This is a genomic window from Streptomyces sp. AA4, from assembly GCF_000158875.1.
In the GTDB taxonomy this organism is placed as follows: domain Bacteria; phylum Actinomycetota; class Actinomycetes; order Mycobacteriales; family Pseudonocardiaceae; genus Amycolatopsis.
Genome location: NZ_GG657746.1, coordinates 4,507,996 through 4,533,756 on the forward strand (window position 1 = coordinate 4,507,996; position 25,761 = coordinate 4,533,756).

Here is a 25,761-nt window from a genome sequence, read left to right on the forward strand (position 1 = left end):
GAGTCGGTCAGCCACCGCCGTGCGGAAACAGCACACACTCCCGCTGTGGAATCGCCAACCGAACGGGACAGCAAACCCGCACGGCACGCAATCGGACAGTTCTTCGCGCATCCGCTCGCGTCGTTCCGGATCATCGTCGCGATTTGGGCGCTGCTGACGCTGCTCGGCGCGGTGATGGCGCTGTCGTCCTCGGCCGCCGCGGCCGACCCGGCCGCCGGAACCGGGGTGTACCAAGCCTTTTTCCGGCATTTGACGTTCGTCGCGCTCGGCGCGGGCGCCTTCGTCATCGGCCTGCGCGTCCCGTTTTCCCGGATGCGCAAGGCAGCCACCCCGGCGCTCGCCGCGGCTTTCGTGCTGTTGCTCCTGGTGCTCACCCCGCTGGGCTCAGACCACGGCGGCGCGCAACGCTGGCTCTCCGCCGGGCCGATCACCTTGCAGCCAGTGGAAATCGCGAAGGTCGCGCTGGTGTTCTGGGGCGCGCATTTGCTGGTGTCGAAGCAGAAGGTGCTGCACCACTGGCGGCATCTGCTGGTGCCGCTGATCCCGGTGACGCTCGCGTTGTGCGCACTGCTGCTGGCCCAGCCGAATCTCAGCGGCACGGTCACGCTCGCGTTGATCACCCTGGGCCTGCTGTGGTTCTCCGGTGCGCCGAAACGCCTGTTCGCCGCCATTCTCGCGGGCGGGGTCGCCGGAATCGTCGTGCTCGCCCTTTTCGCGAGTTATCGCCTCGCGCGCATCCTTTCTTTTCTTTCGCCGAATCCCGACGCGAGCGGCAGCGGCTACCAGGCCCAGCAGGCGCAATACGCGCTCGCCGACGGCGGCTGGTTCGGCGTCGGGCTCGGCCGGGGCGCGGCGAAGTGGAGCTACCTGCCGGACGTCCAGAACGACTTCGTCTTCGCGCTCGTCGGCGAGGAACTCGGGTTCGTCGGCTGTGTCGCGGTGCTGGGATTGTTCGGCTACCTCGCGGTGATCGGGCTGCGCACCGCGACGCGGGTCGCCGATCCATGGGTGCGGCTCGTCGCCGGGACGACCACGTTGCTGCTGGTGGCGCAGGCGCTGATCAACATCGGCTACGTCGCGGGCGCGCTTCCGGTGACCGGCGTGACGCTGCCGCTGGTGTCCGCGGGCGGGACGTCGCTGGTGGTCACGATGCTGCAGTTCGGCATCCTCGCCCAGGCCGCGCGCCAGGAACCGGCCGCGCAGACGTTCCTCGCCGGGGTGCGGAAGAAGACCTCCGGTACAGTCCCGGCATGATCAACAAGGCCCTCTGCCGCCGGACCTGACGAAGCGACCCGCGCCGGAGTCCTCAGTGGACTCCCGGGGCCTCGCGGACGCCCCTCCGCCGCTCGGTACTCTCGTGACCTTCGGGTGAACGCGAGATGGCCGCCAGGCGAACCGGCGGACCGGAGAGGGGTTGTATGGCGACCGCGGCCGGAGCTTCCAGCAGCGAGACGTACGACGCGATCACCCATTTCGCCCTGGCGATGCCGGGCTGGGTGCAGTCCCTCGTGCTGGCGTACACGCACTACGGCCTGGTCCTCGTGGCCCCGTTCTTCGCCTGGCTCTGGTGGCGGGCGCGCGCGAGCGGCTCGCCCGAGCGGATGGCGGCGGCGCTGCTGGTCCCGGCGGCCACGGTGGTCGCCTACGTGCTCAGCGAGATCGTCAAAGCCTTCGTGCACGAGCAGCGGCCGTGCCGGGGACTGCCGCCGGAGGCGATCGTCGGCGCCTGCCCGCCGCCGGGCGACTGGTCGTTCCCCAGCAACCACTCGACCATCGCGGCCGCGGTCGCGCTCGGCGGGGCCTTCGCCTGGCGCAAGGGCGCGCCGTGGCTCGCGGCTTTCGCGGCGACGATGGGTTTCTCGCGGGTGTTCGTCGGGGCGCATTACCCGCACGACGTGCTGATCGGGCTCGCGCTCGGGGCCGGGATGGCGTTGCTCCTGCAGCGGTACGCGCTGGATCCGGCCGCCGGGCTCGTGCGGCGGTTCGCGGGGAAGGTGCCGTTCGGGCTGCTGGGGGTGGCGCCGGAAGAGCCTGGCGAGGCCCGTCCGGAACCCGACGGTGCTGCTCCACGAGGGCGGGCGGGTTCTCTTCCGCCGCGGCCGGGTGCTCGCGACGCGGTCCCTCCGGCTCGCCGCATCGGTCCGCCCGAAGCACCCGACGCCAGCGGTCGGCCCGTCCGTCCGCCCCGGCGGCAGAATTCGCAACCCCTCGGCACCGGCGCGCCCCGGCGGCAGAACTCCCAGCCGATGCCCCAGCCCCGGCCCGCCGAGGCCCCGCCGCAGAATCACGCGCAGCCCCCGGCCCGCGGCGCCCAGCCGCCAGCCCGTCCAGTCCGCGCACCACAGCCGCGTCCGGCAGGTCCGCCGCACGGCCGCGCCGCGGGTTCGCCGCCGCCGCGTCCGTCGAATCAGGCCCCGGCCGGACCGCCGCCGGAGGTCAGCCCGGGAGATCGCCCGTCGCGGCGAACTCCAGGCGCTTCGCGACCGACACCGCCTGGTCGGCGAAACGCTCGTAGAAACGCGTGAGCAGGCTGAGCGCGACCGCGATCCGCTGGTCCTGCGTCCAGTCCGGCGAGGTGACCGTCGCCATCACGCGCGCGTGCAGTTCGTCCACGCGCTCGTCGGCGCGGCTCAGCTCGGCGTAGCCGCCGCGGGCCTCGCCGTGCACGAGGTCCGCGAGCCGCTCGGCCATCGCCGAGGTGACCTCGCCGAGTTCGGAGAACACCGGCTCCAGGTCCGCGGGCACGGTCGGCTCCGGGTGGCCGCGGCGCGCGGTGCCCGCGACGTGCGCGGCGAGGTCGCCCATCCGCTCGAGCTTCTCCGCGCAGTACACCGCGGCCAGCACGGCACGCAGGTCGCCGGCCACCGGGGCCTGCAAAGCGAGCAGCGAATACGCCTCGTCCTCGCAGGTGGCGCGCAGGTCGTCGAGGTCGGCGTCGCCGCTGAGCACCTGCTCGGCCAGCGGCAGGTCCATGGTCAGCAGCGCCCGGGTGGCCCGGCGCATCGCCTCGGCCGCCGCCTCGGCCATCGCCGCCAGACGCCCGTCGAGCTGTTTCAGGTCGTCCTGGAAGCTTTCGCGCATGTCGAGCGACTTTACCGGCGGCCGGCGGGGAGGCCCGCGTCGGCCAGCGGCCAGGCCTCCTCGGGCTCGGCCAGCTCGTAGCTGTGGCTGCCTTCGTGCCCGCCGGGCACCCGGCAGAAAACGCCCTCGTCGGACTCCGCGCCGCATCGCGCGCGGGTCTCCAGCACGCGGCGGCCGGGCCACCAGCGCAGCCACATCAGCGGCTCTTCGCCGCGTCCGCCGACCGGGGTCGCGTGCTCGTGGCCGTGCCCGGCCTCCAGCTCGCAGAACAGCTCGGGCTCCGTCCCGCGGACCGCGACGCTCCGCAGGACCGAGCGCTCGCGCCCGGTCAGCTCCACCGGTTCGCGGCACAGCGCACCTTCGGCCATGCGGCCAGCGTAAACGGCCGCCGCCGATTCCGCGCGCAGGGCCCGGCCGCGAGCGCGTCGCGCGGGCCGGGCCCCGGTCCTTCGCAGGTCAGCGCACCCGCTCCAGGAGCGCGAACAGGTTCTCCCAATGCCGCTTCTCGCCCTCGGCGTGATAGGCGGCCGTGTCCGACATCGTGAACCCGTGCGACGCGCCCTCGTACACCTCCGACCGGTAGGTCACCCCGGCCTCGTCGAGCGCGTGCTCGAGCGTCTTGATCTGCTCGGCGGTGATCGACGGGTCCTGGTCGGCGTGCCCGAAGTACACCTCGCCGGCGATCGAGCCGACCCGCAGGTGCGGGCTGTCCGGCTGGTCGGTGACGAGGCGTCCGCCGTGGAACGACGCGATCGCCTTGACCCGGTCCGGGAGCGCCTCGATCACGCGCAGCGCGTTCGTGCCGCCCATGCAGTAGCCGGTGATCACGACCGGGCCCTCGGCGACGCCGTCCTGCGCGGCGAACCAGTCGAGGTACTTCTCCGCGTCCCGGGTGATCGCTTCGGTGTCGAGGGCCTCGATCAGCGGCATCAGCTTGCCGAAGACCTCGCCGCGCCGCTCCGGGTCTTCCAGCGCGGCGAAGTCCGCCAGCGGCGTCCGGCCGCCGCGGTAGAGCAGGTTCGGGGCCAGCACCGCGTAGCCCGCCTCGGCGATGCGGTCGGCCATCTCCTCGATCCGCGGCCGCAGCCCGAACGCGTCCGGGAAGAGCAGCACCCCGGGATGCGGCCCGCCGTCCGGCACGGCCAGGTACGCGTCCGCGGTCCCGTCGGCGGCCGGAACGTCCGGCTTTTCCTTGCGCATCCGCTTTGTCCTCCCTTGTTTTCGCTTTCTGCGAGATCAATCTATCCCCGCCGGGCCACCGGCCGCGGCGCCCGGCGGATGTCTCGTTTCCTGTCCGGTCAGTGGACTGAACCACTGCGGTCGGCGGATTGACGGAGTCCGGTTTGCCCGGTCAGGATCACCGGGCCCGCTCCGGGCCGCCCTCCGCAGAACGGACTGTCGATGGCCAGACCTCCACGTTCCCCGCGCGCCCGGAACCGGGTCGCGCTCGCCGCGCTCGTCCTCCTGGGCGGGCTCGTCCCCGCCCACGCCGCACAGGCCGCCGCTCCCCCGCGCCAGCCCGAAATCGGTCCCCCCGCGCTCGACCGGAACGGCTGTGCCCGCATCGAAAACTCGCTGCCCACGCTGCCGGACTGGCCGAAGGTGCGCAGCGCGATGCCGCGGAATCCGGTCGACGAGTGGCGGATCAAGCAGCTCGTCTCCGGCATGTCGCTGGAGGAAAAAGTCGGGCAGATGACGCAGCCCGAGATCGCCGCGATCACGCCGGCCGAGGTGACCCAGTACTCGATCGGGTCCGTGCTCAACGGCGGCGGCTCGTGGCCGGGCGGGAACAAGCACGCCAGCCAGCAGGACTGGCTCAAGCTCGCGGATTCCTATTGGGACGCGGCGAAGGCCACCCGGGCAAAGATCCCGGTAATTTGGGGCATAGATGCCGTGCACGGAAACAACAACGTGTACGGCGCGACGGTTTTCCCGCAGAACATCGCGCTCGGCGCGGCGCACGACCCGTGCCTGGTGCGCGACGTCGAGAATTCGACCGCGCGGCAGATCCGGGCGACCGGCCAGGACTGGGCGTTCGCGCCGACTCTCGCCGTCGTGCAGGACGATCGCTGGGGCCGCACTTACGAAGGCTTCTCCGAGGACCCGCGCATCACCCGCGCCTACGGCTACGAGGCCATGAACGGCCTGCAGGCCGGCGCGCGGCTGCGCATCGGCCCGAACGGCGTGATCGGCACCGCCAAGCACTTCATCGGCGACGGCGGCACGACCAACGGGCAGGACCAGGGCGTCAACGCCTCGTCCGAAGCGGACATGATCAACCTGCACGGCCAGGGTTACTACGGCGCTCTGTCCGCCGGCGCGCAGACGGTCATGGCGTCGTTCAACAGCTGGACCAACCCCGCCCTCGGCATCAACGAGGGCAAGGTCCACGGCAGCGACAAGCTCCTCAACCAGATCCTCAAGGGCAAGACGGGCTTCGACGGCCTCGTCGTGTCCGACTGGAACGGCATCGGCCAGGTGCCCGATTGCACCAACGCCAGCTGCCCGCGCGCGATCAACGCGGGCATCGACGTCGTGATGGTCCCGAACGACTGGAAGGCCTTCATCGCCAACACGGTCGCGCAGGTTCGCGGCGGCGAGATCCCGATGTCCCGCATCGACGACGCGGTGACGCGGATCCTGCGGGTGAAAATGCGCGCCGGGCTGTTCGAGGAACGCAAGCCTTCGCAGCGATGGTACGCGGGTTCGGCGGATGCGTTGACGGACAAGGCGCTCGCTCGCGAAGCGGTGCGCAAATCGCAGACGCTGCTGAAGAACAACGGCAACGTGCTTCCCCTGGCGCGCAACGCCAAGGTGCTCGTGGTCGGCAAGAGCGCGGACAGCATCCAGAACCAGACCGGTGGCTGGACGCTGTCCTGGCAGGGCACTGGCAACACGAATGCGGACTTCCCCAACGCGACCTCGATTCTCGCTGGACTCAAGGAGGATCTCGCCAACGTCACCTTCGATCCGACCGGCACCGTCGATCCGCACGGCTACGACGCGGTCATCGCCGTGATCGGCGAAACTCCGTACGCGGAAGGCGTCGGCGATCTGCAGCGGAAGAGCCTCGAAGCGGCGAAGCTGTATCCGGAAGACCTTGCGGTGCTGGATAAAGTCAGCGGCAAGGGCACCCCGGTCGTAACGGTGTACGTCAGCGGCCGTCCGCTGTACGTCAACAAGGAACTCAACCGTTCCGACGCGTTCGTCGCCGCGTGGCTGCCCGGCACCGAAGGCGGCGGCGTCGCCGACATGCTGGTGCGCGGCAAGGACCACGGCGGGTACCGCGGCAAGTTGTCCTACTCGTGGCCGAAGAGCGCCTGCCAGACGCCGCTCAACCCGTGGAGTCCCGGCTATGACCCGCTGTTCGCGCTGGGCTACGGCCTCACCTCCAACCAGCGGACCACCGTCGGCAAGCTCGACGAGACCGAGGGCCCGGCGCGCTGCGGATCGACCGGAGGCGGCGGCACCGCGACCGAGGACCTGCCGATCTACGACCGCACGGATGTCGCGCCGTACAAGAGCTTCATCGGTTCGGCGTCGAACTGGGGCGGCACGGAGATCGGCCCCGACGGCACCGCTTCGCATCCGGAGATCAACGTCGTGCCAGCCGACGTCAACGTCCAGGGCGATGGCCTGAAAGCGACGTGGACCGGCACCGGCGCGGCACAGCTGTACTCACAGCACCCGGGCGGCACTGACGATCTGCGCGGATATCTCAACGCCGACGGCGCGCTCGAATTCGATGTGATCGTGCATTCGCCGCCGGTGAACCGGACGGTCGTGAGCCTGCACTGCGTCTACCCGTGCTCCTCGGAGGTCAACGCGACGAAACTGTTCGGCGATCTGCCCGCCGGACAGAAGTCGACGGTGAAGATCCCGTTGTCCTGCTTCGCGAGCGGGCTGGACTTCGAGAGCATCGACACGCCGTTCCTCGTCTACACCGACGGCCCGTTCTCCGCGTCCTTCGCGAACGTGCGGTGGTCGCCTGGCGGGGCGAAGGATCCGGACGCGCGGAAGTGCTCCGACCTCACCGGATGAGCCGCTGGGCGGTTTCGATGACCTGAGACCTGGCCGCCGCGCGCGACGCGGCGGCCAGGTCTTCGAACCCGTCCAGCGCCGGAACGTCGCCGACGCGGGTGAACTCCTGGGACACGAACGTGAGCCGCTCGACGCCTTTGTCGCTGAGGTAAGCGCGCAGATACGACTCCTGGAACTCGAATTTCTCCCGCGGCGTGCCCGGACCGTATCCGCCGCCCCGCGCGTTCACGACCACGAAGTCCTTGTCCGCCAGCAGTTTCCGGCCGGTCTCCGGGTCGACGAACACGCCCGGGAAGCTGATCCGGTCGATCCACGCCTTGAGCGTCGCGGGCACGCCGAAGTTGTACATCGGCACCCCCAGCAGCACCGCGCGGGCTTCCCGCACCTCGGTGACCAGCGGCAGCGTCAGGTCCCATTCGCGCTGTTCGTCGTCGTCCGCGATCAGTGTCGCGACGTCTTCCAGCGACAGCACTCCCTTGCGCTCGACCCGGCGGCCGAGCCGCGCGTACGCCTCGCGCAGCGGCGCCACCGGCTCAGCGGACACGTCGCGGTGCCGCACGGTTCCGCCGCCTCTCCGCCACTCGTCGGCGAACAGTGCGCCCAGCTGCCTGCTCACCGACGCCTCGCGGTCGGCGCTCGAATCTATGTGCAGCAGGGGCGCTAACATGACGGTCATCCGGTTCCTCTCCTCGTCCTTGGTCCTCGGGCCGGCACTCCCATGACGGATCGAGACGGGAAAAGGTGACCGATGGACGACGCACTGGCGCGGCGCTTCGAAAACGAGCGCCCGCGGCTGCACGCGCTGGCCTACCGCATGCTGGGTTCCGCGGCCGAGGCCGAGGACGTCGTGCAGGAGTCGTGGCTGCGGCTGAGTTCGGTCGATCGCGTCGACAACCTCGGCGGCTGGCTCACGACGGTGGTGTCCCGGCTCTGCCTGGACGCCCTGCGCGCCCGCCGCGAAACGCCGGTCTCGTCGGTGCCCGACGCCGCCGGTGGCTCGGTGCCCGAGGACGAGATCCTGCTGGCGGGCGAGGTCGGCCGCGCACTGCTCGTGGTCCTGGACCGGCTGGCCCCGCCCGAACGGGTGGCGTTCGTGCTGCACGACCTGTTCAAGGTGCCGTTCGACGCGGTCGGCCCGATCCTCGACCGGACGCCCGCGACGGCCAAGAAACTCGCCAGCCGCGCGCGCTCGCGGGTGCGCGGGGAACCGGCTGTTCCGGCTGCCGAGCTGGCCGAGCACCGGGAAGTGGTGACGGCTTTTCTGTCGGCCGCCCGGGGCGGGGACATGGCGACCCTGCTGACGGTGCTGGCTCCGGATGTCGTCCGGCATACGGATCCGACGATGCTGCCGCCGGGCGCCGCCGCGGTGCTGCGCGGGGCGGACGATGTGGCCCGGGGGACGAAGCTCTTCGCGGGGAACGCCCGGTTGGCGGAGCTGGCACTCATCGATGGCGATGTGGGGCTGGTACTCGCCCCCGCCGGGCGGTTGGCGGGGGTGCTGCGGATCGAGGTGCGCGGGGGGTTGCTCCAGGCGTATGAAGTGGTGGCGAGTCCTGAGCGGTTGGCGGGGACGGAGATCGCTACGCTCTCCTGCGGTGACGTATAGGTCGTTATACAATTTGGGGTCGGCCCGACGCACGCGCTGAGGCCTGCCCCAGCCCAGGGGAGGTGGCGTGCCGCGCCAGGCTGGGGCAGGCATAACGGTGCGGTGAGCGATGGGCGGGACGCTCCTAACCGCACCGAGCTTTACCGGTCATCTCCCCTTTTCGCGGGTCCTCGCCCTCCGAGCACTCGACTGCCGGGAAGACCTCGGTGTCCTCCCCGGCGCGTTCGGCGGCGGCTTCCTCGGCCGTCCGGCGGAATTCGGCCAGTCGGGCCTCTTCGATCTCGGCTTGGACCTCGTAGTCCAGCCGCGCCTGGAGGTCGCGGACGGTCAGTTTCCCGCGCGGCGGCGGGATCGGCCGGCGGGCTCGCCACAGCCACGCCGAGACCAGGACCAGCAGCAAGAGCACGCAGCACCCGATCACCACCGCCGGATGGGCGGTGCGAGCCGCCTCGGCGAACGTCTCCGCTGCGTTCATGCGATGCACCCCTCGGCTTCGGAAGTGTCTTCGCGTGCCCTGCCCACGATGGGGCCGGCCGGTGGCCTGGACCAGCCAGCAAACCGGGCGAAAAGCGGGCGGCAACCGAGGGAATCGCCTTGCCCTGGCCACGGTGACCTGCGGTAATCTAGCGATCCCGGGTCGTGGCGAAGGGGTGTCGCCCATGGGCGAACGGCGAGAAGGACTTGTCCGGGCACGCAAAGCGGCGAACCTGACGCAAGAAAAGCTCGCCGCGCTGCTCCCCGCCGACGAAAAAAGCATCCGCGCCTGGGAATCCGGCCGCTCCGAGCCGCGTCCGCACCGGCGCGACCGGCTCGCCCGGCTGCTGCGCATCAGCCCCGCCCGGCTGGAGGAACTGCTCCGCGAAGGCACCCCGGCGGACCTCCGCAGGTCCGCGGGAGTCCTGCTGCCCGTCGTCGTGGACGGGCGGCCCGTCGCGCTGCCGCTGGACCGGGCCACCGTCGCGGCCAGCGTCCTCGCCCGGCTCGTGCCCGCACCCGGCGACGCGGCCCAGCCCGCGGTTCCGACCACAGAATGGGACGCCATGAGCCCGCTCAGTCGCCGCTCCCTGCTCAAAAACGGCCTGCCGGTCGCGGCTTTGCCCGCACTCGGAATAGGCGGCGCCGAGCACGTCGCGCGAGCGCTGGAGAATCCCCGGCGGTACATGGACAAAACCGTCACGCACTATTTCCGGCGGCAGCTCGACGAGTACAAATACGAGGACGGCGAACGCGGTCCGGCGAAAACGCTTCCGATGACGCTCGGCGTGCTCGACATCATCGACCGCATCGCGCGCGACGCGACCGCCGAGGATCAGCGCGCCTTGCTGCAAATCGGTTCGGAGGGCGCGGAATTCGCCGGATGGCTCTACCGCGACCGCCGCCAGATGGCAGACTCGCTGTACTGGCACGACCGCGCGATGGAATGGGCGCAGGCGGCGGGCGACAGCACGATGCAGGGCTACATTCTGCTCAAGAAAGCCCAGGTCGCCTACGACGAACGCGATCCGCGGCGGATGCTCATCCTCACCCGAGCCGTGCGCAACGGCCCCTGGTCGCTCCCCCGGCGGCTGCAGGCCGAGGCCGCCCAGCAGGAAGCCCGCGCGGAGGCGATGCTCGGCGCGTCGGCCGATCAGGTGAACCGCACCCTCGACGTCGCGTGGAAACTGCTGGACGACGCCGGGCCGGCCGAATCACCGCTGGGCGCGCACTTCAACGCGACGCTGCTGAATATGCAGACCGCCATCTGCTACACCGAAGCGGGCGAACCGCGCCGGTCGGTCGAACTGTACGAGAAAACGTTGAAGGAAACCCACTTCTCCCGTCGGGACTACGGGTTCTTCTTGTCCCTCATGGCGAACTCGCTGGCCCTTTCCGGCGAACCGGACCAAGCCGCCAAAACCGGTCTCGCCTCCGCCCGTCGCGCGACGGAAACGAACTCCCGCCGCACCAAGGAAGAACTCCGGCGGGTCGTCGAAGTGCTCAAACCGTGGCACAACCGGCCGGACGTACGGGAATTGCGCGAAGCACTCAACAGCTGAGCCGTCAGCGAAGCCATTCCCGGACCTCGCGGATCACCTGCCGTTGCCATGCCCGCGTCTGCGGATCGGCATATTCCGGATCTTCGTGCACCGCGAATCCGTGCTGTGCACCGTCGAGCTGGAGCAGCCGGTGCTCGCAGGTCAACGCCCGATCCGCCGCCCGCGACGACTCGACCGGGACGAACGTGTCCTCGGTGCCATGCACGATCAGCGTCGGCGCGGCGATGCGCGGCAGATTTTCGCGGGCCTCGAACCACAACGCCTCGTTGAGCAGCGCCCGGCCGAGCCGGAAGCCAGGCCCGTGCCCGAGATAGCCCTGCTGCTTGAGCTCGGCCGCGCCCTTGTCGTTGAGATAACCGTCCGTCGACCACTCGGACTTCTCCTCGATGAACCGCCCGCGGTAGTCGATGAGGGGATTGAACAGGACGAGACGCTCGACGTCGTCCGGTCGCTTGGCCGCGTAGTACGCCGCGGCGCCGCCGGAGAAACTGGCCGCCGCGAGCGACGTCCGCACCCCCGGGACGGCGCCGGCCAAATGCTCGATGCCGCCGCGAATGACGTTGAGCAGCGCGAAAAGCGACAGATCCTCTTGGCTGCCTTCGCTCTCGCCGTGCCCGGGAAGATCGACTCTGAGGGAGGCCACCTCCGCCTCGGCCAGACCCGCCGCGAGACGGGTGAAGAACCCGCCTTCCTCGCGGGTGACGGTCGCCCCTTGAACGAGCAGCACCGCCCGCCGAGCCGCACCGTCCGGCTCGGTCAGCGTGCCGGCCAGGTTGAGGCCGTCCGGTGTGCGAACTGTCCGATAGCTGTCGCGCGACATGGACACTCCCGGAGTTGTCGTCAACTCCCAGTGTCGCAGGTTCGCGCGATCGGGGACCTAAATCGCCCGACGGTGTAACGGAGGCGACAGTCGCCGCGACCAGAGGCGAAGGGCGCGTGGGCGGAGCAGACGGCATGACGGAGAGCGAAGTGGTCGCGGCGTTCGCGGCGTGGCTCGAACGCGACGGCTGGACGATCGGTCCCGGCCCGGATCGACACCTCGACCTCTACGCCACGCGTGCCGACGACCGGCTCCACGCGGAAGCGAAAGGCGCCACCCAGGACAAGGGCATCGACGCGGACATCCTTTGGGGCCAGATCCTGCGGCGCATGGGCGAGTTCGGCATGCCGGGCGCGCGCTATGCGGTCGTAGTGCCAGACACCGTGAAGTGGCACGCCCTGCGGGTTCCGGCCAAGGTACGCACTCTGCTTGGCATTGAGGTGTACCTCGTAGCTGCGGACGGCTCGGTCGCTCGGGCGGATGCCTGAACCCGGCCCCGCTCGCTACTTCTTCAGCCTCCGGCTTCCGCCATGCCAATCCTGCTCCCGCCCCGTCTCCCCCGCCGCCACCCCGAACGACGGCAACTGCGGCATCTCCCGCAAGCTCCGCTTCAGCTCCGCGAACCCCGGGAACGCCGCCAGCCCCACCACGTGGTCCCACAGCCGGGCCGCCTCCTCGTCGGACGGCAAGCGGCTGATCACCGGGCCGAAGAACGCGACTCCCTCCGGCGGCTGGAAGTGCAGGATCGGCGTCCCGACGTCCTTCCCCGTCAGCGAAAGCGCTTCGTCCGTCTCCCGCTGGATCTCGGCATCCCACTGCGCGTCGTCGACGGCATCGGCAAGGGCCACCGGAAGGCCCGCCCGCGAAAGAGCCGTCGTGGCGGCCGAGCGGGTGCCATGCGCAGCACGTGCCGAAGCGGTGTCCTCGACCAGACCGCTCTCGAAGTTCTGCTCCCCCAGCGCCTCGTACAGCGGACCGACCGCCTCCCGGCCGCAATCCGAGCGCACCGCTGCGGCCAGGCGAAGCAACCGAAGCCCGGCCGTGTGCGAAGCGTCGTACTCCGGCGGAAAGTGCGTCGCGTAATCCAGGTGCGCGTTCAGCAGCCGCAGCGAGATGAATCGCCAGTCCACGGCATAGGAGCGCTGCCGGGCGACCTGGCGGACCCACTTGCTGGTCATCCACGCGAACGGGCACACCGGATCGAAGTAGAAGTTCAGGTCGGCCATGGCCCAACTCTACGTCCGGGGAGGATCAAGCGCCCTTGCTCCGCCGGACGTCGCCCGACAGCTCCTGGTGATGCTGCACCGCCAGCTGGACGATGTGCCGCACGTGCGGATCGTCCAGCACGTAGACCTGTCGCTTCCCCTCGCGGCGGGCGCGGACCAGTCCTGCGAGCTTCAGTTTGCCCAGATGGTGGCTCGCGGTCGGCACAGTCTGGCCGGTCTCCTCGGCGAGCGTGCCGACGTCGCGTTCCCCGTGCGACAGCAGCCAGAGCAGGTGGAGCCGCACGGTCGCCGACAGCAGGCCGAACGTCGCGGCGGCGTCCTGCAGCAAGTCGGCCGGGAGGGGTTCCAGCGGGGGTTGAGACGGGGTGGACACGAAGGACATCCTCTCGGGTGGGCCCCCAGCGTGACCTAGCCCCCATCAGTTGCACAAGTGTTTGACTGTTTCCGTGATCTGCGCTCTACTGGTCCCCGGCCGGCGCGCGACGCCGGTCGATGAGTCTTGCGGAGGAGGTGAGCCGGGTGACCGGCGAAGGAAGTAGTCGGCACGGCCGCGCGGGAACCCGGGCAACCAGGTAGGTCCGGGAGCGCCCCGCGCGGTCCGCTGACGCCCAGCTGACCTCGAGGGGGACGACTATGACCCGCTTTCCCGCCCTGCGCGCCCACGGCGACGCGCCGGTGCTGACCCTTTTCCGGAATCTCGGCAGCTCGCCCAAAGGCCTCACCGAGAACGAGGCGGCCGAACGCCTGCGCCGGTTCGGCGAGAACCGCATCGGCAGCACGCTCCAGGCGCCCGTCCGCGTCTGGACCGCCGCGCGCAGCCCGTTCGTCGCGTTGCTGACCGCGCTCGGCCTGGTCTTCGCCGGCGTCGGGGACATTCGCGGCGCGGTGACCGTCGGCGTGATGGTCGTGCTCAGCATCGGTCTCCGCTACTGGCAGCAGTCCCGGTCCGAGCGTGCGATCAGCGCGGTCCGCGACCAGATCACCACCACGGTCACCGTGCGTCGGCGCGCCGCGGCGGAGTTTCCCGGCAGCGAGCGCGAGGTGCCCACGGCAGACCTCGTGCCCGGCGACGTCGTGCTGCTCGGGCCCGGCGACGTGATTCCGGCGGACGTGCGGATTGTCGCGGCCAAGGACTTCGTGGTCGACCAGTCCGCGCTGTCCGGCGAGGCGCTGCCGGTCGCGAAGCGTGCGCCCCAGCCCGGCAAGCACGAGGACCACGAACTCGTCGAGACGCCCGCGCTCGGCTTCGCGGGCACGTCGGTGGTCGGCGGGACGGCCACCGCGGTCGTCGCCGCGACCGGCAGCGACACCTACTTCGGCGTGCTGGCCAAGCAATCCGCCGAGCCGCGCGCGGAATCCAGCTTCGACGCCGGAGTGCGCCGCGTCGGCTGGACGCTCGTGCGGTTCATGCTCGTGATGGTGCCGATCGTGCTCGTCGTCAACGGCACGGTCACCGGCGACTGGGCGCAAGCCGGGATGTTCGCGGTCGCCGTCGCGGTCGGTCTCACGCCGGAGATGCTGCCGGTCATCGTCACCACGAACCTCGCCCGGGGCGCGGCCGCGCTGTCCCGGCGGCAGGTGATCGTCAAGCGGCTCAACGCCATTCAGGACCTCGCCGCGATGGACGTGCTGTGCGTCGACAAGACCGGCACGCTCACCGAGGACCGGATCGCCTACGCGCACAGCGTCGACTACTCCGGCAGCCCGGACGGCGAAGCAGCCGAGTACGCGGGCCTCGCCGTGCGTTTCCAGACCGACCGGCACGACCGGCTGGACGAGGCCATCGAGACCCTCTTCGACGGCGAAGACGACCTGGTCACCGACGCGCTGTTCACCGGCGTCGCCGAGATCGGCTTCGACCACGCGCGCCGCCGGGCCAGCGTCGTGGTCCGCCGCGGCAGCGAGTACCTGCTGATCAGCAAGGGCGACCCGGACGAGATTCTGCCGCGCTGCAGCCACGCGCGCCGCGACGGCGTCGTGACCGAATTCGACGACGCGGCCCGGATCGGCGCGGAAGAACTGGTGCGCGCGTACGCCGAACACGGCATGCGAGTGCTCGCCGTGGCCGCCCGCGAAGTCGAGAACCGGCTCGACGGATTTGACGAAACTGACGAGAACCAGATGATCCTCGTCGGTTTCGTGGGATTCGTCGACCCGGTCCGCGACGGCGTCGTGAACGCGGTGAAAACCCTTGGCGAGCAAGGCGTCGCGCTGAAAGTGCTCACTGGGGACAACCGGCACGTCGCCGCGCGCGTCGCGGATTCGGCGGGCATCCCGGTCGGCGAAGTCGTGCTCGGCCGTCAGGTCGAAGCGGCCAGCGACGCCGAATTGCGGGAAATCGTCAAGGACACCACCGTCTTCGCGAAGCTCACGCCAGCGCACAAGGCCCGCGTCGTCACGGCGTTGCGCGAGAACGGCCGCGCGGTCGGCTTTGTCGGCGACGGCGTCAACGACGTCACCGCGCTGCGCACCGCCGACGTCGGGATCGCGCCGGACACCGCCACCGACGCGGCAAAGGACGCGGCGGACCTGGTGCTGCTCGAACGCGACCTCGGCGTGCTCGCCCGCGGCGTGGCCGAAGGACGGCGGACGCTCGGCAACACGCTGAAGTACGTCAACATCACCGCCGCGTCCAACTTCGGCAACGTGCTGTCGGTGCTCGCGGCCAGCGCGTTCCTGCCGTTAAATGCCCATCCTGCCGATCCAGCTCGTGGTGTCGAACCTGCTCTACGACCTGGCTCAGCTCGCGCTGGCCTGGGACCGGGTGGACGACGAGTACCTCGGCAAGCCGCGCCGCTGGGACGCGCGCGGGCTGACCGGTTTCATGCTCGTGTTCGGCCCGCTGTCGTCGCTGTTCGACCTCGCGACGTTCGCCGTGCTGTGGCACGTCTTCGGGGCGGGAGCGGACCCGTTGCTGTTCCAGACCGGCTGGTTCGTCGAGGGGCTGCTCTCGCAGCTGCTGGTCGTGCTCGTCCTGCGCGGCCGCGGCACTCCCATGCGCGCCAGCCGCCCGGTCGTCCTGGCCGCCGCGGCCGCCGCGCTCGCCGGTCTGCTCGTGCCGCTGTCGCCGCTCGCCGGACCGTTGCGGATGCAGGCCCTGCCCGCGACCTACCTGCTGTGGCTGGTGGTCGTGCTGGCCGGCTACGCGCTGGCGGCCCAAGTAGCGAAACGCGGCTGGGCACGCCACCGTACGTGGTGGTAACCGTCCTTTATTGAGCCTTTTTCCCAACTATTTCTGAACTTTTCGCGACAACCAGTGGGAGCGCAGATGACGACTGCGGAGATGTTGCTGCGCCTTGGCGCCGGAGTGGGCCTCGGCACGGTGATCGGATTTGAACGCCAATACCGCGCCCGGATGGCGGGGCTGCGGACGAATGCCCTGGTCGCGGCCGGGTCGACGCTGTTCGTGCTGCTGTCCGCGCACGGTTTCAGCGGAGCGAGCGCCGACCCCACCCGGGTCGCCGCGCAAATTGTTTCCGGAATCGGTTTTCTCGGCGCGGGCGTGATTCTGCGCGAAGGGCTGACCGTGCGCGGGCTCAACACCGCCGCGACATTGTGGTGTTCCGCGGCGGTGGGTGCGCTGGCCGGGGCCGGGCTGTACACCGCCGCGGGCGCGGGCACCGCCGTCGTCATGGCGGTGAACATCGCGCTGCGTCCGCTCGGCCGGGTCGTCGACCGGCGTCCGGCGACCGGTCGCGAAACCCCGACGTCGTACACCTTCCTGGCGGTGACGAAGGACGATTCCGAAGCACACGTACGCGCGCTGCTCGTACAAGCCTTGGCGCGCACCGATTTCTCCCTCCAATCGGTCACCAGCACCAACACCGACACCGACGGGCAGGTGCAGGTGCGCGCCGAACTGTCCGCCGACCAGCGCGACGACAAGCAGATGGAGTCGGCGGTGAGCCGGCTGTCGATGGAACCGTCGGTGACCAGCGTGCGCTGGCAGGCCGAACTCACCTACTCCGAGCAGGACAGCGAGAACTAGACCATGCTGCGCACCTTCCCCACCCGCGGCGCGCTCGTCCGGCCCCGCCGCACGATCGCCGACGTGGCGGTGTTCCTCGGCGCCGCCGCGGCGCTGTGGCTGATCGTGCGGCTCGCGCACGGGGCCGCCACGGCGTGGACCCCGGCGACCGCACCGTCCACAGTGTCCACTGACCCGGCCGAACTTCCTTATTACGCGGGACGCTCGCTGCTGCGGATGTTCGTCGCGCTCGTCCTGTCGGTCGGATTCACCTTCTGCTACGCGACCGCGGCGGCCCGGCTGCGGCGCACCGAGAAGATCCTGCTGCCCGCGCTCGACATCCTCCAGTCGGTGCCGGTGCTCGGCTTCCTGTCGGTGACGATCACCGGGTTCATCGCGCTGTTCCCCGGTTCCCAGCTGGGCCTGGAATGCGCGTCGATCTTCGCGATCTTCACCTCCCAGGCGTGGAACATGACGTTCGCGTTCCACCACTCGCTGGTTTCGCAACCGCGCGACCTCGACGAAGCGTCCCGGCTGCTGCGGCTGTCGCGCTGGCAGCGATTCTGGCGCGTCGACGTGCCGAGCGGCATGATCCCGCTGGTCTGGAACGGCATGATGAGCTTCGGCGGCGGCTGGTTCTTCCTCACCGCCTCCGAAGCGCTCAGCGTCAACAACCAGAAATTCGCGCTGCCCGGCATCGGCGCGTACGTCGCGACCGCCTCCGAAGAGGGCGACCTCGGCAAGGTGCTGCTGGCCGTCGGCGTGATGGTGGTCCTGGTCGTCGGCGTGAACGTGCTGTTCTGGCGTCCGCTCACGGCGTGGTCGGAGCGGTTCCGCATCGAGAACTCCGAAGCCGCCGAAGCACCCCGCAGCCTGGTGCTCGACCTGCTGCGCCGTTCGCGGATCCCGACGCTGCTCGGCCGGGTGCTCGGCAAACTGGTCTTCCCGCTCGACCGCGCGCTGGCGGTCTTCGGGCTCGCCGAGTACCCGCTGCGCTTCTCCCCCGCCCGCCGCCGGGCCGCGGACATCGTGTTCAGCGTCGTGGTCTTCGGGCTGATCCTCTACGGCACGGTGCGCATGGTGCTGTTCATCGGCGAGACCACCGGGTACGGCGAGATCGGCCACGTGCTGCTGCTCGGCCTGATCACGTTCGCCCGAGTCGTCGCGCTGGTCGTCGTCGGGACGCTCGTGTGGGTGCCGGTCGGCGTGTGGATCGGGATGAACCCGCGGGTGTCGCGGCTCGCCCAGCCGGTCGTGCAGGTGCTCGCGTCGTTCCCGGCGAACTTCCTGTTCCCGCTGATCACCGCGGTGCTCCTGGCGACCGGGATTTCGCTGGACTGGGGCGGCATCCTGCTGATGAGCCTCGGCGCGCAGTGGTACATCCTCTTCAACGTCATCGCGGGCGCCTCGGCCATCCCGCACGACCTGCGCGAGGCGTCGGCGAACCTGCGGCTGCCGCGTGCGCTGTGGTGGCGGCGGCTCGTGCTGCCCGCCGTTTTCCCGAGCTACGTCACCGGCGGCATCACCGCTGCGGGCGGCGCGTGGAACGCCTCCATCGTCGCGGAAATCGTGTCCTACCACGGGGTCACGCTCACCGCGACGGGTCTCGGCGCGTACATCGCCGACGCGACCAGCACCGGCGATTCCGGGCGGATCCTGCTCGGCGTCGCGGTGATGAGCCTGTACGTCGTCGGCCTCAACCGGCTCTTCTGGCGGCGGCTGTACCGCCTCGCCGAACGCCGGTTCTCCCTGTCCTGAAAGGTGCCCTCATGTCCGAAGTCCTCGTGTCCGTCGACCACGTCAGCAAAAGCTTCCCCGGTTCGGCTGGCGACGAACTGCGCGTCCTAAGACGACATCACCCTCGACCTGCGCGCGGGCGAGATCGTCGCGCTGCTCGGCCGGTCCGGCAGCGGGAAATCGACGCTGCTGCGCACGATCGCCGGGCTGATCGGCCCGACCCGCGGCACCGTGCGCTACCGCGGCGAAGAACTCGACGGCGCCAATCCGGGCACCGCCATGGTGTTCCAGACCTTCGCGCTGATGCCGTGGCTGACGGTGCAGGACAACGTCGAACTCGGCCTCGCCGCCCGCGGGATCCCGCCGAAAGCCCGCCGCGAGCGTGCGCTGCAGGCGATCGACCTGATCGGGCTCGACGGGTTCGAATCCGCTTATCCCAAGGAGCTTTCCGGCGGGATGCGGCAGCGGGTCGGCTTCGCCCGCGCGCTCGTGCTCGAACCGGACGTGCTGCTGATGGACGAGCCCTTCTCCGCGCTCGACGTGCTGACCGCGGAGAACCTGCGCACCGAGCTGATGAGCCTGTGGCAGCGCGCCGATTTCCCCACTAAAGCGGTCTGCATCGTCACGCACAACATCGAGGAGGCCGTGCTGCTCGCGGACCGGGTGCTGGTCCTCGGCGCCAACCCCGGCACCCTGCGCGCGGAAGTGGAGGTCGACCTCGCCCGGCCGCGCGACCGCAAATCCCCCGCGTTCGCCGCGCTGGTCGAGCGGCTCTACGACCTGCTGACCGGACGCGACCCGGCGGCCGTCGAACCCGCGCAGGCCACGCCCACCGCCCGGCCGCTGCCGCACGCGTCGGTCGGCGGGCTGGCCGGTCTCGTAGAGCTGGTGCACGCTCGCGGCGGCCACGCGGACCTGCCGGATCTCGCCGCCGAACTGAGCTTCGAGGTCGACGACCTGCTGCCGCTCGTCGACGCCGCCGCCCTGCTCGACCTTCTCTTCGTGGCGGGCGGCGACCTGCACCTGACGCCGGTCGGCACCGCCTTCACCACCGCGGACATCCAGACCAGCAAGAAGATCTTCGCCGGTCAGGTCCGCGACCGGGCGCCGCTGGTGCGCACCATCGTCAACGCGCTCACCGCCAGTTCGGACGGCACGCTGCGCGCGGAGTTCTTCCTCGACCTGCTGCGCCGGGGCTTCTCCGCCGCCGACGCCCGGCAGCAGCTGGACACGGCGATCGACTGGGGCCGGTACGCGGAACTCTTCGACTACGACACCGACAGCGACCGGATCGCCCAGACGACCGCCGACTAGGTCAGCCTTCCGGCGCCGGAACCGCGTCCGGCGCCGGGCTGTCCGCCGGGGCGTCCGGCGTCGGGTCCCGGTTCACCACCGCGATCGCGAGCGCCCCGATCACCGCCACCGCCGCGAAGAGGTAGAAGCCCCACGGATACGCCAGTCCCGCCGACAGCAGCAGCCCGGTCACGAGCGGCCCGGACATCGCGCCGAACCGGCCGATCCCGCTCGCCGCGCCGAGTCCGGCGCCGCGCGCCTCGGCGGGGTACACGCGGGCGATGTACACGTAGACCAGCACCTGCGAACTGAACGTGAAAACCCCCGCCAGCAACACCCCGACGTACACACTCGCCCCGGGCAGCTTGATGCTCAGCAACGCCAAAAACACCGCGGCCGCCGCGAACCACCCGATGCTCGAACGCCGGTAGCCGATCTTGTCCGCGACCCGGCCGCCGACCAGCAGACCGAGGACCGCGCCGACGTTCAGCACCAGCAGCAGCGCCAGCGCCGCGCCGAGTTCGTAGCCCGCCGCGCGCATGATCTGCGGCAGCCAGGTGTTCAGGCCGTACACCAGCAGCAGCCCCATGAACGACGTCACCCAGAACGCGATCGTGGCGCGGCCGTAGCCGTGCCGGAACAGGACGCCGAGCGGATTGCGGGTCCGCCGGGCCTCCTTCGCCCGTTCCAGCGCCTTCGACTCGGGCAGGAATTTCAGCATGAGCGGCACCAGGACCAGCGCGGGCGCGGCCCCGATGACGAACATCCACTGCCAGCCGAACCGTTGCAGCACCAGGATTCCCAGCAGCGCGGTGAGCACCGCGCCGACGTGGTAGCCGGTCATCAGCACGGTGGTCGCGCTGCCGCTGCGGCCGATCTTCGCGTACTCGGTGATCAGCGCCAGCGCGGTCGGCAGCACGCCGCCGAGCCCGAGCCCGGCCAGGAACCGCAGCACGCCGAACAGCCACGGCCCGTTGGCGAACGCGCAGAGCAGCGTGCAGACCGAGAAGCTGGTCACGGTCAGCAGCATCATGCCGCGGCGGCCGAGCAGGTCGCTGAGCGGGCCGATCGCGAACGCGCCGACCGCCACGCCGAGCAGCCCGACCGCGGAAATCAGCGACGCCGTGTTGGGGTCGAGCCCCCACGCTTTGTCCTTGAGCAGCGCGGGCAGCACGACGCCCAGCACCACCAGGTCGAACCCTTCGAGCGCCACCGCCGTCCAGCACAGCGGGGCCACCCAGCGGGCGGGGCGCGCCCGGGGATCTGTCGAGACCGTCATGTCATCACCTGCGTCGTCGGAGGGGACCTGGTCGGATACTGCGGTTAACCGGATACCGCGGTCAGAAGGGGTGCTGCGGAAGGTCGCCGCGCACGGTGACCCACTGGGTTTCGGTGAACGCCTCCAGGTTGGCCTGCGCGCCGCCGTGCCGGGAGCCGGTGCCCGAATCCCCCACCCCGCCGAACGGGGCGAGGGCTTCGTCGTTGATCGTCTGGTCGTTGACGTGCACCAGACCGGACGGGATCCGCTCGGCCAGCGCCAGCCCCCGCGCGGCGTCCCGGGTCAGGATGCCCAGCGAGAGCCCGTATTCGGTACCGCCGGCCAGGCGCACTGCTTCGTCCACTGTGGAGAACGGCACGACCGGAGCGACCGGGCCGAACACCTCCTGGGCGTACGCGGGCGCGGCGAGCGGGACGTCGGTGAGGACGGTCGGGCGGTAGAACAGGTCCTCGTAGGTGCCGCCGGTGGCGATCTTCGCGCCGGCCTCGGCGCTGCCGGTGACGACCGAGTGCACGCGGTCGCGCTGTCCCGCGTCGATCAGCGGGCCGAGCGCGACGTCGCCGGTCGCCGGGTTGCCGACGGTCAGCTTGGCCGCGTGCTCGGCGAGCGCGGCCGCGTAATCGTCGGCGATTTCAGCGGCGACCAAGTGCCGTCCGGTCGCCATGCAGATCTGCCCGGAGTGGTTGAACGACCCGAACGCGCCGACCGACGCGGCCTGTTCGACGTCCGCGTCCGCCAGCACGACGAGCGCCGAGTTGCCGCCGAGTTCGAGGTGCACGCGCTTGAGCCGTTCCCCCGCCGCCGCGGCGATTTTCCGGCCCGCGTTCGTCGAGCCGGTGAACGCGATGACGCGCACCAGCGGGTCCTCGACCAGCGCCGCGCCGACGTCCGCGCCGCCGGGCAGCAGGTGGAACAGCCCTTCCGGCAGTCCGGCTTCCTCGAAGATCCGGGCCAGCACGACGCCGCCGCACACTGCCGTGCGCGGGTCGGGCTTCGCCAGCACCGCGTTGCCGAGTGCCAAAGCGGGCGCGATCGCGCGGATGGACAGGATCACCGGCGCGTTGAACGGCGAGATCACGCCGACCACCCCGGCCGGGACCCGGCGCGCCATCGACAGCCGAGGCTGGCTGGAACGCAACAGTTCCCCGTACGGATGCGCCGCGAGCGCGGCCGCTTCGTGGCATTCCTCGGCCGCGACCGCACGGGTCTGGAATTGCGCGAATCCCCGCGTAGCACCGGATTCCCGGATGAGCCATTCGTCGATCTCGTCGCCGTGGTCCTCGAAAAGCCGCGCTGCGCGACGCAATACCCGCGCCCGCGCGTCGTACGGCTGCGCGGCCCACTCGCGCTGCGCTTCCTGGGCCGCCGCGGCCGCCTTGGCGACATTCTCCGGAGCCGCCGCGCCCACCTGGGCGAGTGTGGCTCCAGTTGCTGGTTCGACCGCGTCGTATTCCCCGCCCGCGCCGGGGATCCAGCCGCCGGAGTAGATCCGGCCCTGCCATCCGGTTCCGAGCAACGTCATGCCGTCACCGCCACTTCCAGCACCAGCGGCTCCGTGCGGGCGGCCAACGACGGCAGCACCTCGTTCAACACCGACTCCAGTTCCTCGTAGGTTTCGACGCGCCGTGCTGGGCAGCCGAGCGATTTCGCGAGCCCGCTCACGCTGACCTCGCCGAACCCGGGCCACGGCGCTTTTCCGCCCCCGGCCGTGCGTTCGCCGTGCCGCACGGCGAGTTTGTCCATGATCGCGTAGCCGCCGTTGGACAGCACGAGCACCAGAACGCCGGCGCCGTAGTGCGCGGCGCTCCACAACGACTGGATCGAGTACAGCGACGAGCCGTCCCCGATCACCGCTACCACCGGGCGTTTCAGTCCGCCCATCCGCAGCCCGATCGCCGCCGGGATGCCGAAGCCCAGCCCGCCCATGGCCGCGCTGAGGAAGCCGAGCGGCTCGCGCGCCGGGACGTACGCGTGCAGCAACGGGCGGCTCGACGGGGATTCCTCGACCAGCACCGTGTCCTTGGGCAGCTGGCGGGCGAGCAGACCGAACACGTGGTCCGGTCCCAGCGGCGCCCCTTCGGCCGGCGCGCCCGGCAGCTCGACCGTCCGGCCGATCTTTTCCGCGGGTGCTTCCCGGGCCGGGAGCAGCTCCGCCAACGGCCCGCACACCGCGGAGGGCCGCGCCAGCACCGCGAGGTCGACCGGGCTGCGGTGCGCTTCGTTCGGGTCGTCGGTGACCACGGCGACGCGGGTGCCGGGTTCGGTCAGCTGCCCCGGTTCCCGCGGGTACTGGCGAAAAACCGGCGCGCCGACCGAGAGCACCGCGTCGTGCCCGGACAACGCTTTCCGCAGTCCTTCTCGGCCCGGCGGCAGGTGTCCGGCGAACTGCGGGTGGTCCTGCGGGAATCCGGCGCGGGCGCCGAACGCCTCCTGCCACACCGGGCACGCGAGCTTCTCCGCTAGCGCAGTCAGCCCCCGCCACGACTCGGCGTCGTCGGCCCCGGCGCCCGCCACGAGCACCGGATTGCTTGCGGTACCGAGGAATTCCGCCAGTTCGGCCAGCACCGCGGGCTCGGCGGCGTGCGCGCGGACCAGCTTGGCCGGGGCGGGCAGCGGCTCGTCCACGTCCGCCGGTTCGGACCAGTCGTCCATCGGCACGATCACCAGCGCCGGGCCGCGGTGCTCGCGCGCCTCGTGCCAGGCACGGGCCAGCGCACCCGGAACGTCCTGCGGGCGCGGCGGTTCCGCGATCCACACCGGCGTCGGCCGGGCGAGGTCGTCGAGGCGGTGGCCGGTGAGGAACGGCTCCAGCGCGAGGTGCCGGCGGTCCTGCTGCCCGACGAGCACGACCAGCGGCGCGCGGTTGACCCGGGCGGTCGCGAGCGCGCCGACGGCGTTCCCGAGCCCGGCGGTGGTGTGCAGGATCGCGACCGCGGGCCGGTCGTTGGCGAGCGCCCAGCCGGTCGCCATGCCGACCACCGAACCCTCGTGCAGCGCCAGCACGAACTCGAGGTCGTCGGGGAGGTCGGTGAGCAGCGCGATCTCGGTCGACCCGGGATTGGCGAACACCGTCGTGGCGCCGAACCGGCGCAGCACGTCGAACGCGGCGTCGCGAACGGTCGGGGCAGGGCTCACGGACTTCTCCTCGGCAGTGCGGCAGCGGGCGGTCCGGAGTCTCCCGGCCCGGTCCCGGGCCGCCCAGCCCCGCTTCCACTCAGCGGAAAAGTTCCTCAACCTTGCAATGCGCGCGTGACCCCCAGCGCGGCCATCCGGACCACCGGCACGAGCGGCGAAAGATTCGGCGTGCTGCTGGGCACGACCACGGAAATCGCGGCCACGACCTGGTCGCCCGGCCCGCGCACCGGGGCGGCGACCGACGACGCGCCCTCGGTCATCTCGTCGCGGGAGATGCAGAATCCCTGCAGCCGGACCTCCGCCAGCACCTGCCGCAGCCGCGCCGGGTCGGTGATCGTCCCGCTGGCGCGCCGCTCGAGCCCGCCGGCCAGGATCTTCTCGAGGCAGTCCGGCGGCGCGTGCGCGAGCAGCACCTTGCCCGGCCCCGCCGCGTGCAGCGGAAGCCGCAGCCCGACCCGCGACGTCACCACGACATCCGGGTGCGCCTCGAGCTTTTCCAGGTACAGCGCGCGGTCCCCGTCGAGCACGACCAGGTGGACGACCTCGTGCGTCACCTGGAGCAGGTCCTGCAGGAACGGCAGCGCGACGTCCCGCAGCTCGCGCCCGCCCGGCGCCTGCGCCCCGAGCTGCCACAGCCGGAGCCCGATGCGGTACCGGCCGCGGCCGGTGCGCTCGAGCGCGCCCCAGCCGGTCAGTTCGGCGAGCAGCCGGTGCACCGTGGCAGGCGCGAGCCCGGTCGCCCGGGTGATCTCGCCGTGAGTCTGCTCGGGTCGGCCGGACAGGAAGGAATCCAGCACCGCGAACGCGCGGCTCAGGACCGTGCGCCCGGGTTCGGCGGCGTTGCCGGCGATCGCGTGCCTCCGGGGCTGCGGTGGAACGGGACGGGGACTTGGCCGCCCATCATCCGCCAGTCCCGGCGACACGGCAACCCGCCCTCCCCCGGACCGTCCACACTGGACGCTCACCCCGTCGCCAGCTTCACCGCCCGCCTCTCGGGCGCGGTCCCCGCGGCGACCCCGAGCACCGCCGCCGCAGGCCCGAGCCACCCTGCTCCGCCGCTCGCCAGCACCAGCACGATCTTCCCCATTGACCACGATCGCCCGCAACGACGCGGACCGATCGGCCGCCCGGCCCACGAGCCGGTTCCCCAGAAGCAACCCCGGCCCCACCACTGCCGAGGAGTACGCCATCAGCAAGGACGAGGGGCCAGCACCACCGCCCCCACCGCGAGCAACGCGGCAATCAGCGGATTGACCAGCACCCCAGCCGCTCGCGCATCGCCGTCGCCGGTAACGTCATCGACAGATCCTCAAGTGCCTGGCCCAGGTGTTCGGCTTCGAACCGAGCCCGAAGAATCCCGGAAGCCGGCGGCCGTCAGGCCCGGAGCGGCTCCGCCCGCAACTGCTGGCTCAGCGACAACCGCGAGGCGATCTTTCGGGGACCGCGACAGGCATCGCCGCTCGTCATCCGTTCGCACGCCGACTCCGCCCGGGGCAGCCTCGTGGCGATCCTGGCCGAGAGAGGCCCGCCGCGTTCGGCG

23 protein-coding genes and 1 pseudogene are annotated in these 25,761 nt (G+C 70.9%); 11 read left to right on the top strand and 13 right to left on the bottom strand.

Annotation, left to right across the window (positions count from 1 at the left end):
• Positions 1-45: 45 nt before the first annotated feature.
• Positions 46-1,254 (top strand): putative lipid II flippase FtsW, encoded by a 1,209-nt coding sequence (gene ftsW / locus SSMG_RS20735; RefSeq protein ID WP_009079134.1) that lies wholly within the window; start codon positions 46-48, stop codon positions 1,252-1,254.
• A 164-nt stretch (positions 1,255-1,418) separates the two neighbouring features.
• Entirely contained in the window at positions 1,419-2,525 is a 1,107-nt protein-coding gene (locus tag SSMG_RS20740; protein WP_009079135.1) for a phosphatase PAP2 family protein, read from the top strand.
• Here the strand turns inward: SSMG_RS20740 and phoU are convergent.
• The 3 genes from phoU to SSMG_RS20755 form a co-directional block, all read right to left on the bottom strand.
• A complete protein-coding gene (gene phoU, locus SSMG_RS20745; RefSeq protein ID WP_009079136.1) occupies positions 2,437-3,081 on the bottom strand; it encodes a phosphate signaling complex protein PhoU in 645 nt (214 codons plus the stop codon). The genes SSMG_RS20740 and phoU overlap by 89 nt on opposite strands.
• Before the next feature lie 11 nt (positions 3,082-3,092).
• Positions 3,093-3,449: a hypothetical protein gene (locus SSMG_RS20750; protein WP_009079137.1), complete on the bottom strand. Its 357-nt coding sequence runs from the start codon at positions 3,447-3,449 to the stop codon at positions 3,093-3,095.
• An 88-nt stretch (positions 3,450-3,537) separates the two neighbouring features.
• Positions 3,538-4,281: a dienelactone hydrolase family protein gene (locus tag SSMG_RS20755; RefSeq protein ID WP_009079138.1), complete on the bottom strand. Its 744-nt coding sequence runs from the start codon at positions 4,279-4,281 to the stop codon at positions 3,538-3,540.
• Positions 4,282-4,482: 201 nt separating this feature from the next.
• Here SSMG_RS20755 and SSMG_RS20760 point away from each other — a divergent pair, with 201 nt between their 5' ends.
• Positions 4,483-7,122, top strand: coding sequence for an exo 1,3/1,4-beta-D-glucan glucohydrolase (locus SSMG_RS20760; RefSeq protein WP_009079139.1), 2,640 nt, complete (start codon positions 4,483-4,485; stop codon positions 7,120-7,122).
• Here SSMG_RS20760 and SSMG_RS20765 read toward each other — a convergent pair.
• Positions 7,112-7,798, bottom strand: a complete 687-nt coding sequence (locus tag SSMG_RS20765) for an FMN-dependent NADH-azoreductase (RefSeq protein ID WP_234392726.1) — start codon at positions 7,796-7,798, stop codon at positions 7,112-7,114. The two genes, SSMG_RS20760 and SSMG_RS20765, sit on opposite strands and share 11 nt — an antisense overlap.
• A gap of 72 nt (positions 7,799-7,870) precedes the next feature.
• Between SSMG_RS20765 and SSMG_RS20770 the strand changes: the two genes are divergently transcribed.
• Positions 7,871-8,728 carry a sigma-70 family RNA polymerase sigma factor gene (locus tag SSMG_RS20770; protein WP_009079143.1) on the top strand — a complete coding sequence of 286 codons (858 nt, stop codon included), beginning with the start codon at positions 7,871-7,873 and terminating at the stop codon, positions 8,726-8,728.
• Positions 8,729-8,852: 124 nt separating this feature from the next.
• Here SSMG_RS20770 and SSMG_RS20775 read toward each other — a convergent pair whose 3' ends face one another.
• On the bottom strand, positions 8,853-9,203 hold the full coding sequence (locus SSMG_RS20775; RefSeq protein ID WP_037714341.1) for a hypothetical protein: 351 nt from the start codon (positions 9,201-9,203) through the stop codon (positions 8,853-8,855).
• 184 nt (positions 9,204-9,387) lie between these two features.
• Here SSMG_RS20775 and SSMG_RS20780 point away from each other — a divergent pair, with 184 nt between their 5' ends.
• On the top strand, positions 9,388-10,764 hold the full coding sequence (locus SSMG_RS20780; protein WP_009079147.1) for a helix-turn-helix transcriptional regulator: 1,377 nt from the start codon (positions 9,388-9,390) through the stop codon (positions 10,762-10,764).
• A gap of 4 nt (positions 10,765-10,768) precedes the next feature.
• On the opposite strand, the gene SSMG_RS20785 is transcribed toward SSMG_RS20780, so the two are convergent.
• On the bottom strand, positions 10,769-11,584 hold the full coding sequence (locus SSMG_RS20785) for an alpha/beta hydrolase (RefSeq protein ID WP_037714343.1): 816 nt from the start codon (positions 11,582-11,584) through the stop codon (positions 10,769-10,771).
• Between the two features lie 134 nt (positions 11,585-11,718).
• Between SSMG_RS20785 and SSMG_RS20790 the strand changes: the two genes are divergently transcribed.
• Positions 11,719-12,072 (top strand): hypothetical protein, encoded by a 354-nt coding sequence (locus tag SSMG_RS20790; protein WP_009079150.1) that lies wholly within the window; start codon positions 11,719-11,721, stop codon positions 12,070-12,072.
• 15 nt (positions 12,073-12,087) lie between these two features.
• Here SSMG_RS20790 and SSMG_RS20795 read toward each other — a convergent pair whose 3' ends face one another.
• Together SSMG_RS20795 and SSMG_RS20800 are read right to left on the bottom strand one after the other, a co-directional pair.
• A complete protein-coding gene (locus SSMG_RS20795; RefSeq protein WP_009079152.1) occupies positions 12,088-12,810 on the bottom strand; it encodes a hypothetical protein in 723 nt (240 codons plus the stop codon).
• A 25-nt stretch (positions 12,811-12,835) separates the two neighbouring features.
• Positions 12,836-13,183: a helix-turn-helix transcriptional regulator gene (locus SSMG_RS20800; protein WP_037717622.1), complete on the bottom strand. Its 348-nt coding sequence runs from the start codon at positions 13,181-13,183 to the stop codon at positions 12,836-12,838.
• A 260-nt stretch (positions 13,184-13,443) separates the two neighbouring features.
• On the opposite strand from SSMG_RS20800, the pseudogene mgtA reads away from it, so the two are divergent.
• The 5 genes and pseudogenes from mgtA to SSMG_RS20820 form a co-directional block, all read left to right on the top strand.
• A pseudogene (gene mgtA, locus SSMG_RS20805) lies at positions 13,444-15,483 on the top strand (magnesium-translocating P-type ATPase); the annotation flags it as partial.
• A gap of 13 nt (positions 15,484-15,496) precedes the next feature.
• The gene (locus tag SSMG_RS47695; RefSeq protein WP_353611800.1) at positions 15,497-16,012 is read left to right on the top strand and encodes a cation transporting ATPase C-terminal domain-containing protein; all 516 of its coding nucleotides are present in this window, start codon (positions 15,497-15,499) and stop codon (positions 16,010-16,012) included.
• A 66-nt stretch (positions 16,013-16,078) separates the two neighbouring features.
• Entirely contained in the window at positions 16,079-16,798 is a 720-nt protein-coding gene (locus tag SSMG_RS20810; RefSeq protein WP_009079158.1) for an MgtC/SapB family protein, read from the top strand.
• Positions 16,799-16,801: 3 nt separating this feature from the next.
• Positions 16,802-18,535 carry an ABC transporter permease subunit gene (locus SSMG_RS20815; protein ID WP_009079160.1) on the top strand — a complete coding sequence of 578 codons (1,734 nt, stop codon included), beginning with the start codon at positions 16,802-16,804 and terminating at the stop codon, positions 18,533-18,535.
• Positions 18,536-18,667: 132 nt separating this feature from the next.
• A complete protein-coding gene (locus tag SSMG_RS20820; RefSeq protein ID WP_286157059.1) occupies positions 18,668-19,828 on the top strand; it encodes a nitrate/sulfonate/bicarbonate ABC transporter ATP-binding protein in 1,161 nt (386 codons plus the stop codon).
• Position 19,829: 1 nt separating this feature from the next.
• Here SSMG_RS20820 and SSMG_RS20825 read toward each other — a convergent pair whose 3' ends face one another.
• The 5 genes from SSMG_RS20825 to SSMG_RS47055 all read right to left on the bottom strand — a co-directional run bounded on the left by SSMG_RS20825 (position 19,830) and on the right by SSMG_RS47055 (position 25,308).
• Positions 19,830-21,086 carry an aromatic acid/H+ symport family MFS transporter gene (locus SSMG_RS20825; protein WP_009079165.1) on the bottom strand — a complete coding sequence of 419 codons (1,257 nt, stop codon included), beginning with the start codon at positions 21,084-21,086 and terminating at the stop codon, positions 19,830-19,832.
• A gap of 61 nt (positions 21,087-21,147) precedes the next feature.
• Positions 21,148-22,608 carry an aldehyde dehydrogenase family protein gene (locus SSMG_RS20830; protein ID WP_009079167.1) on the bottom strand — a complete coding sequence of 487 codons (1,461 nt, stop codon included), beginning with the start codon at positions 22,606-22,608 and terminating at the stop codon, positions 21,148-21,150.
• Positions 22,605-24,221 carry a thiamine pyrophosphate-dependent enzyme gene (locus SSMG_RS20835; RefSeq protein WP_009079169.1) on the bottom strand — a complete coding sequence of 539 codons (1,617 nt, stop codon included), beginning with the start codon at positions 24,219-24,221 and terminating at the stop codon, positions 22,605-22,607. The genes SSMG_RS20830 and SSMG_RS20835 overlap by 4 nt, the downstream gene beginning before the upstream one ends.
• Positions 24,222-24,316: 95 nt before the next feature.
• Positions 24,317-25,186, bottom strand: a complete 870-nt coding sequence (locus SSMG_RS46265; protein WP_286156966.1) for an IclR family transcriptional regulator — start codon at positions 25,184-25,186, stop codon at positions 24,317-24,319.
• A complete protein-coding gene (locus tag SSMG_RS47055; RefSeq protein WP_255409761.1) occupies positions 25,183-25,308 on the bottom strand; it encodes a hypothetical protein in 126 nt (41 codons plus the stop codon). Before SSMG_RS47055 ends, SSMG_RS46265 begins: the two co-directional genes overlap by 4 nt.
• Positions 25,309-25,761: the final 453 nt, after the last annotated feature.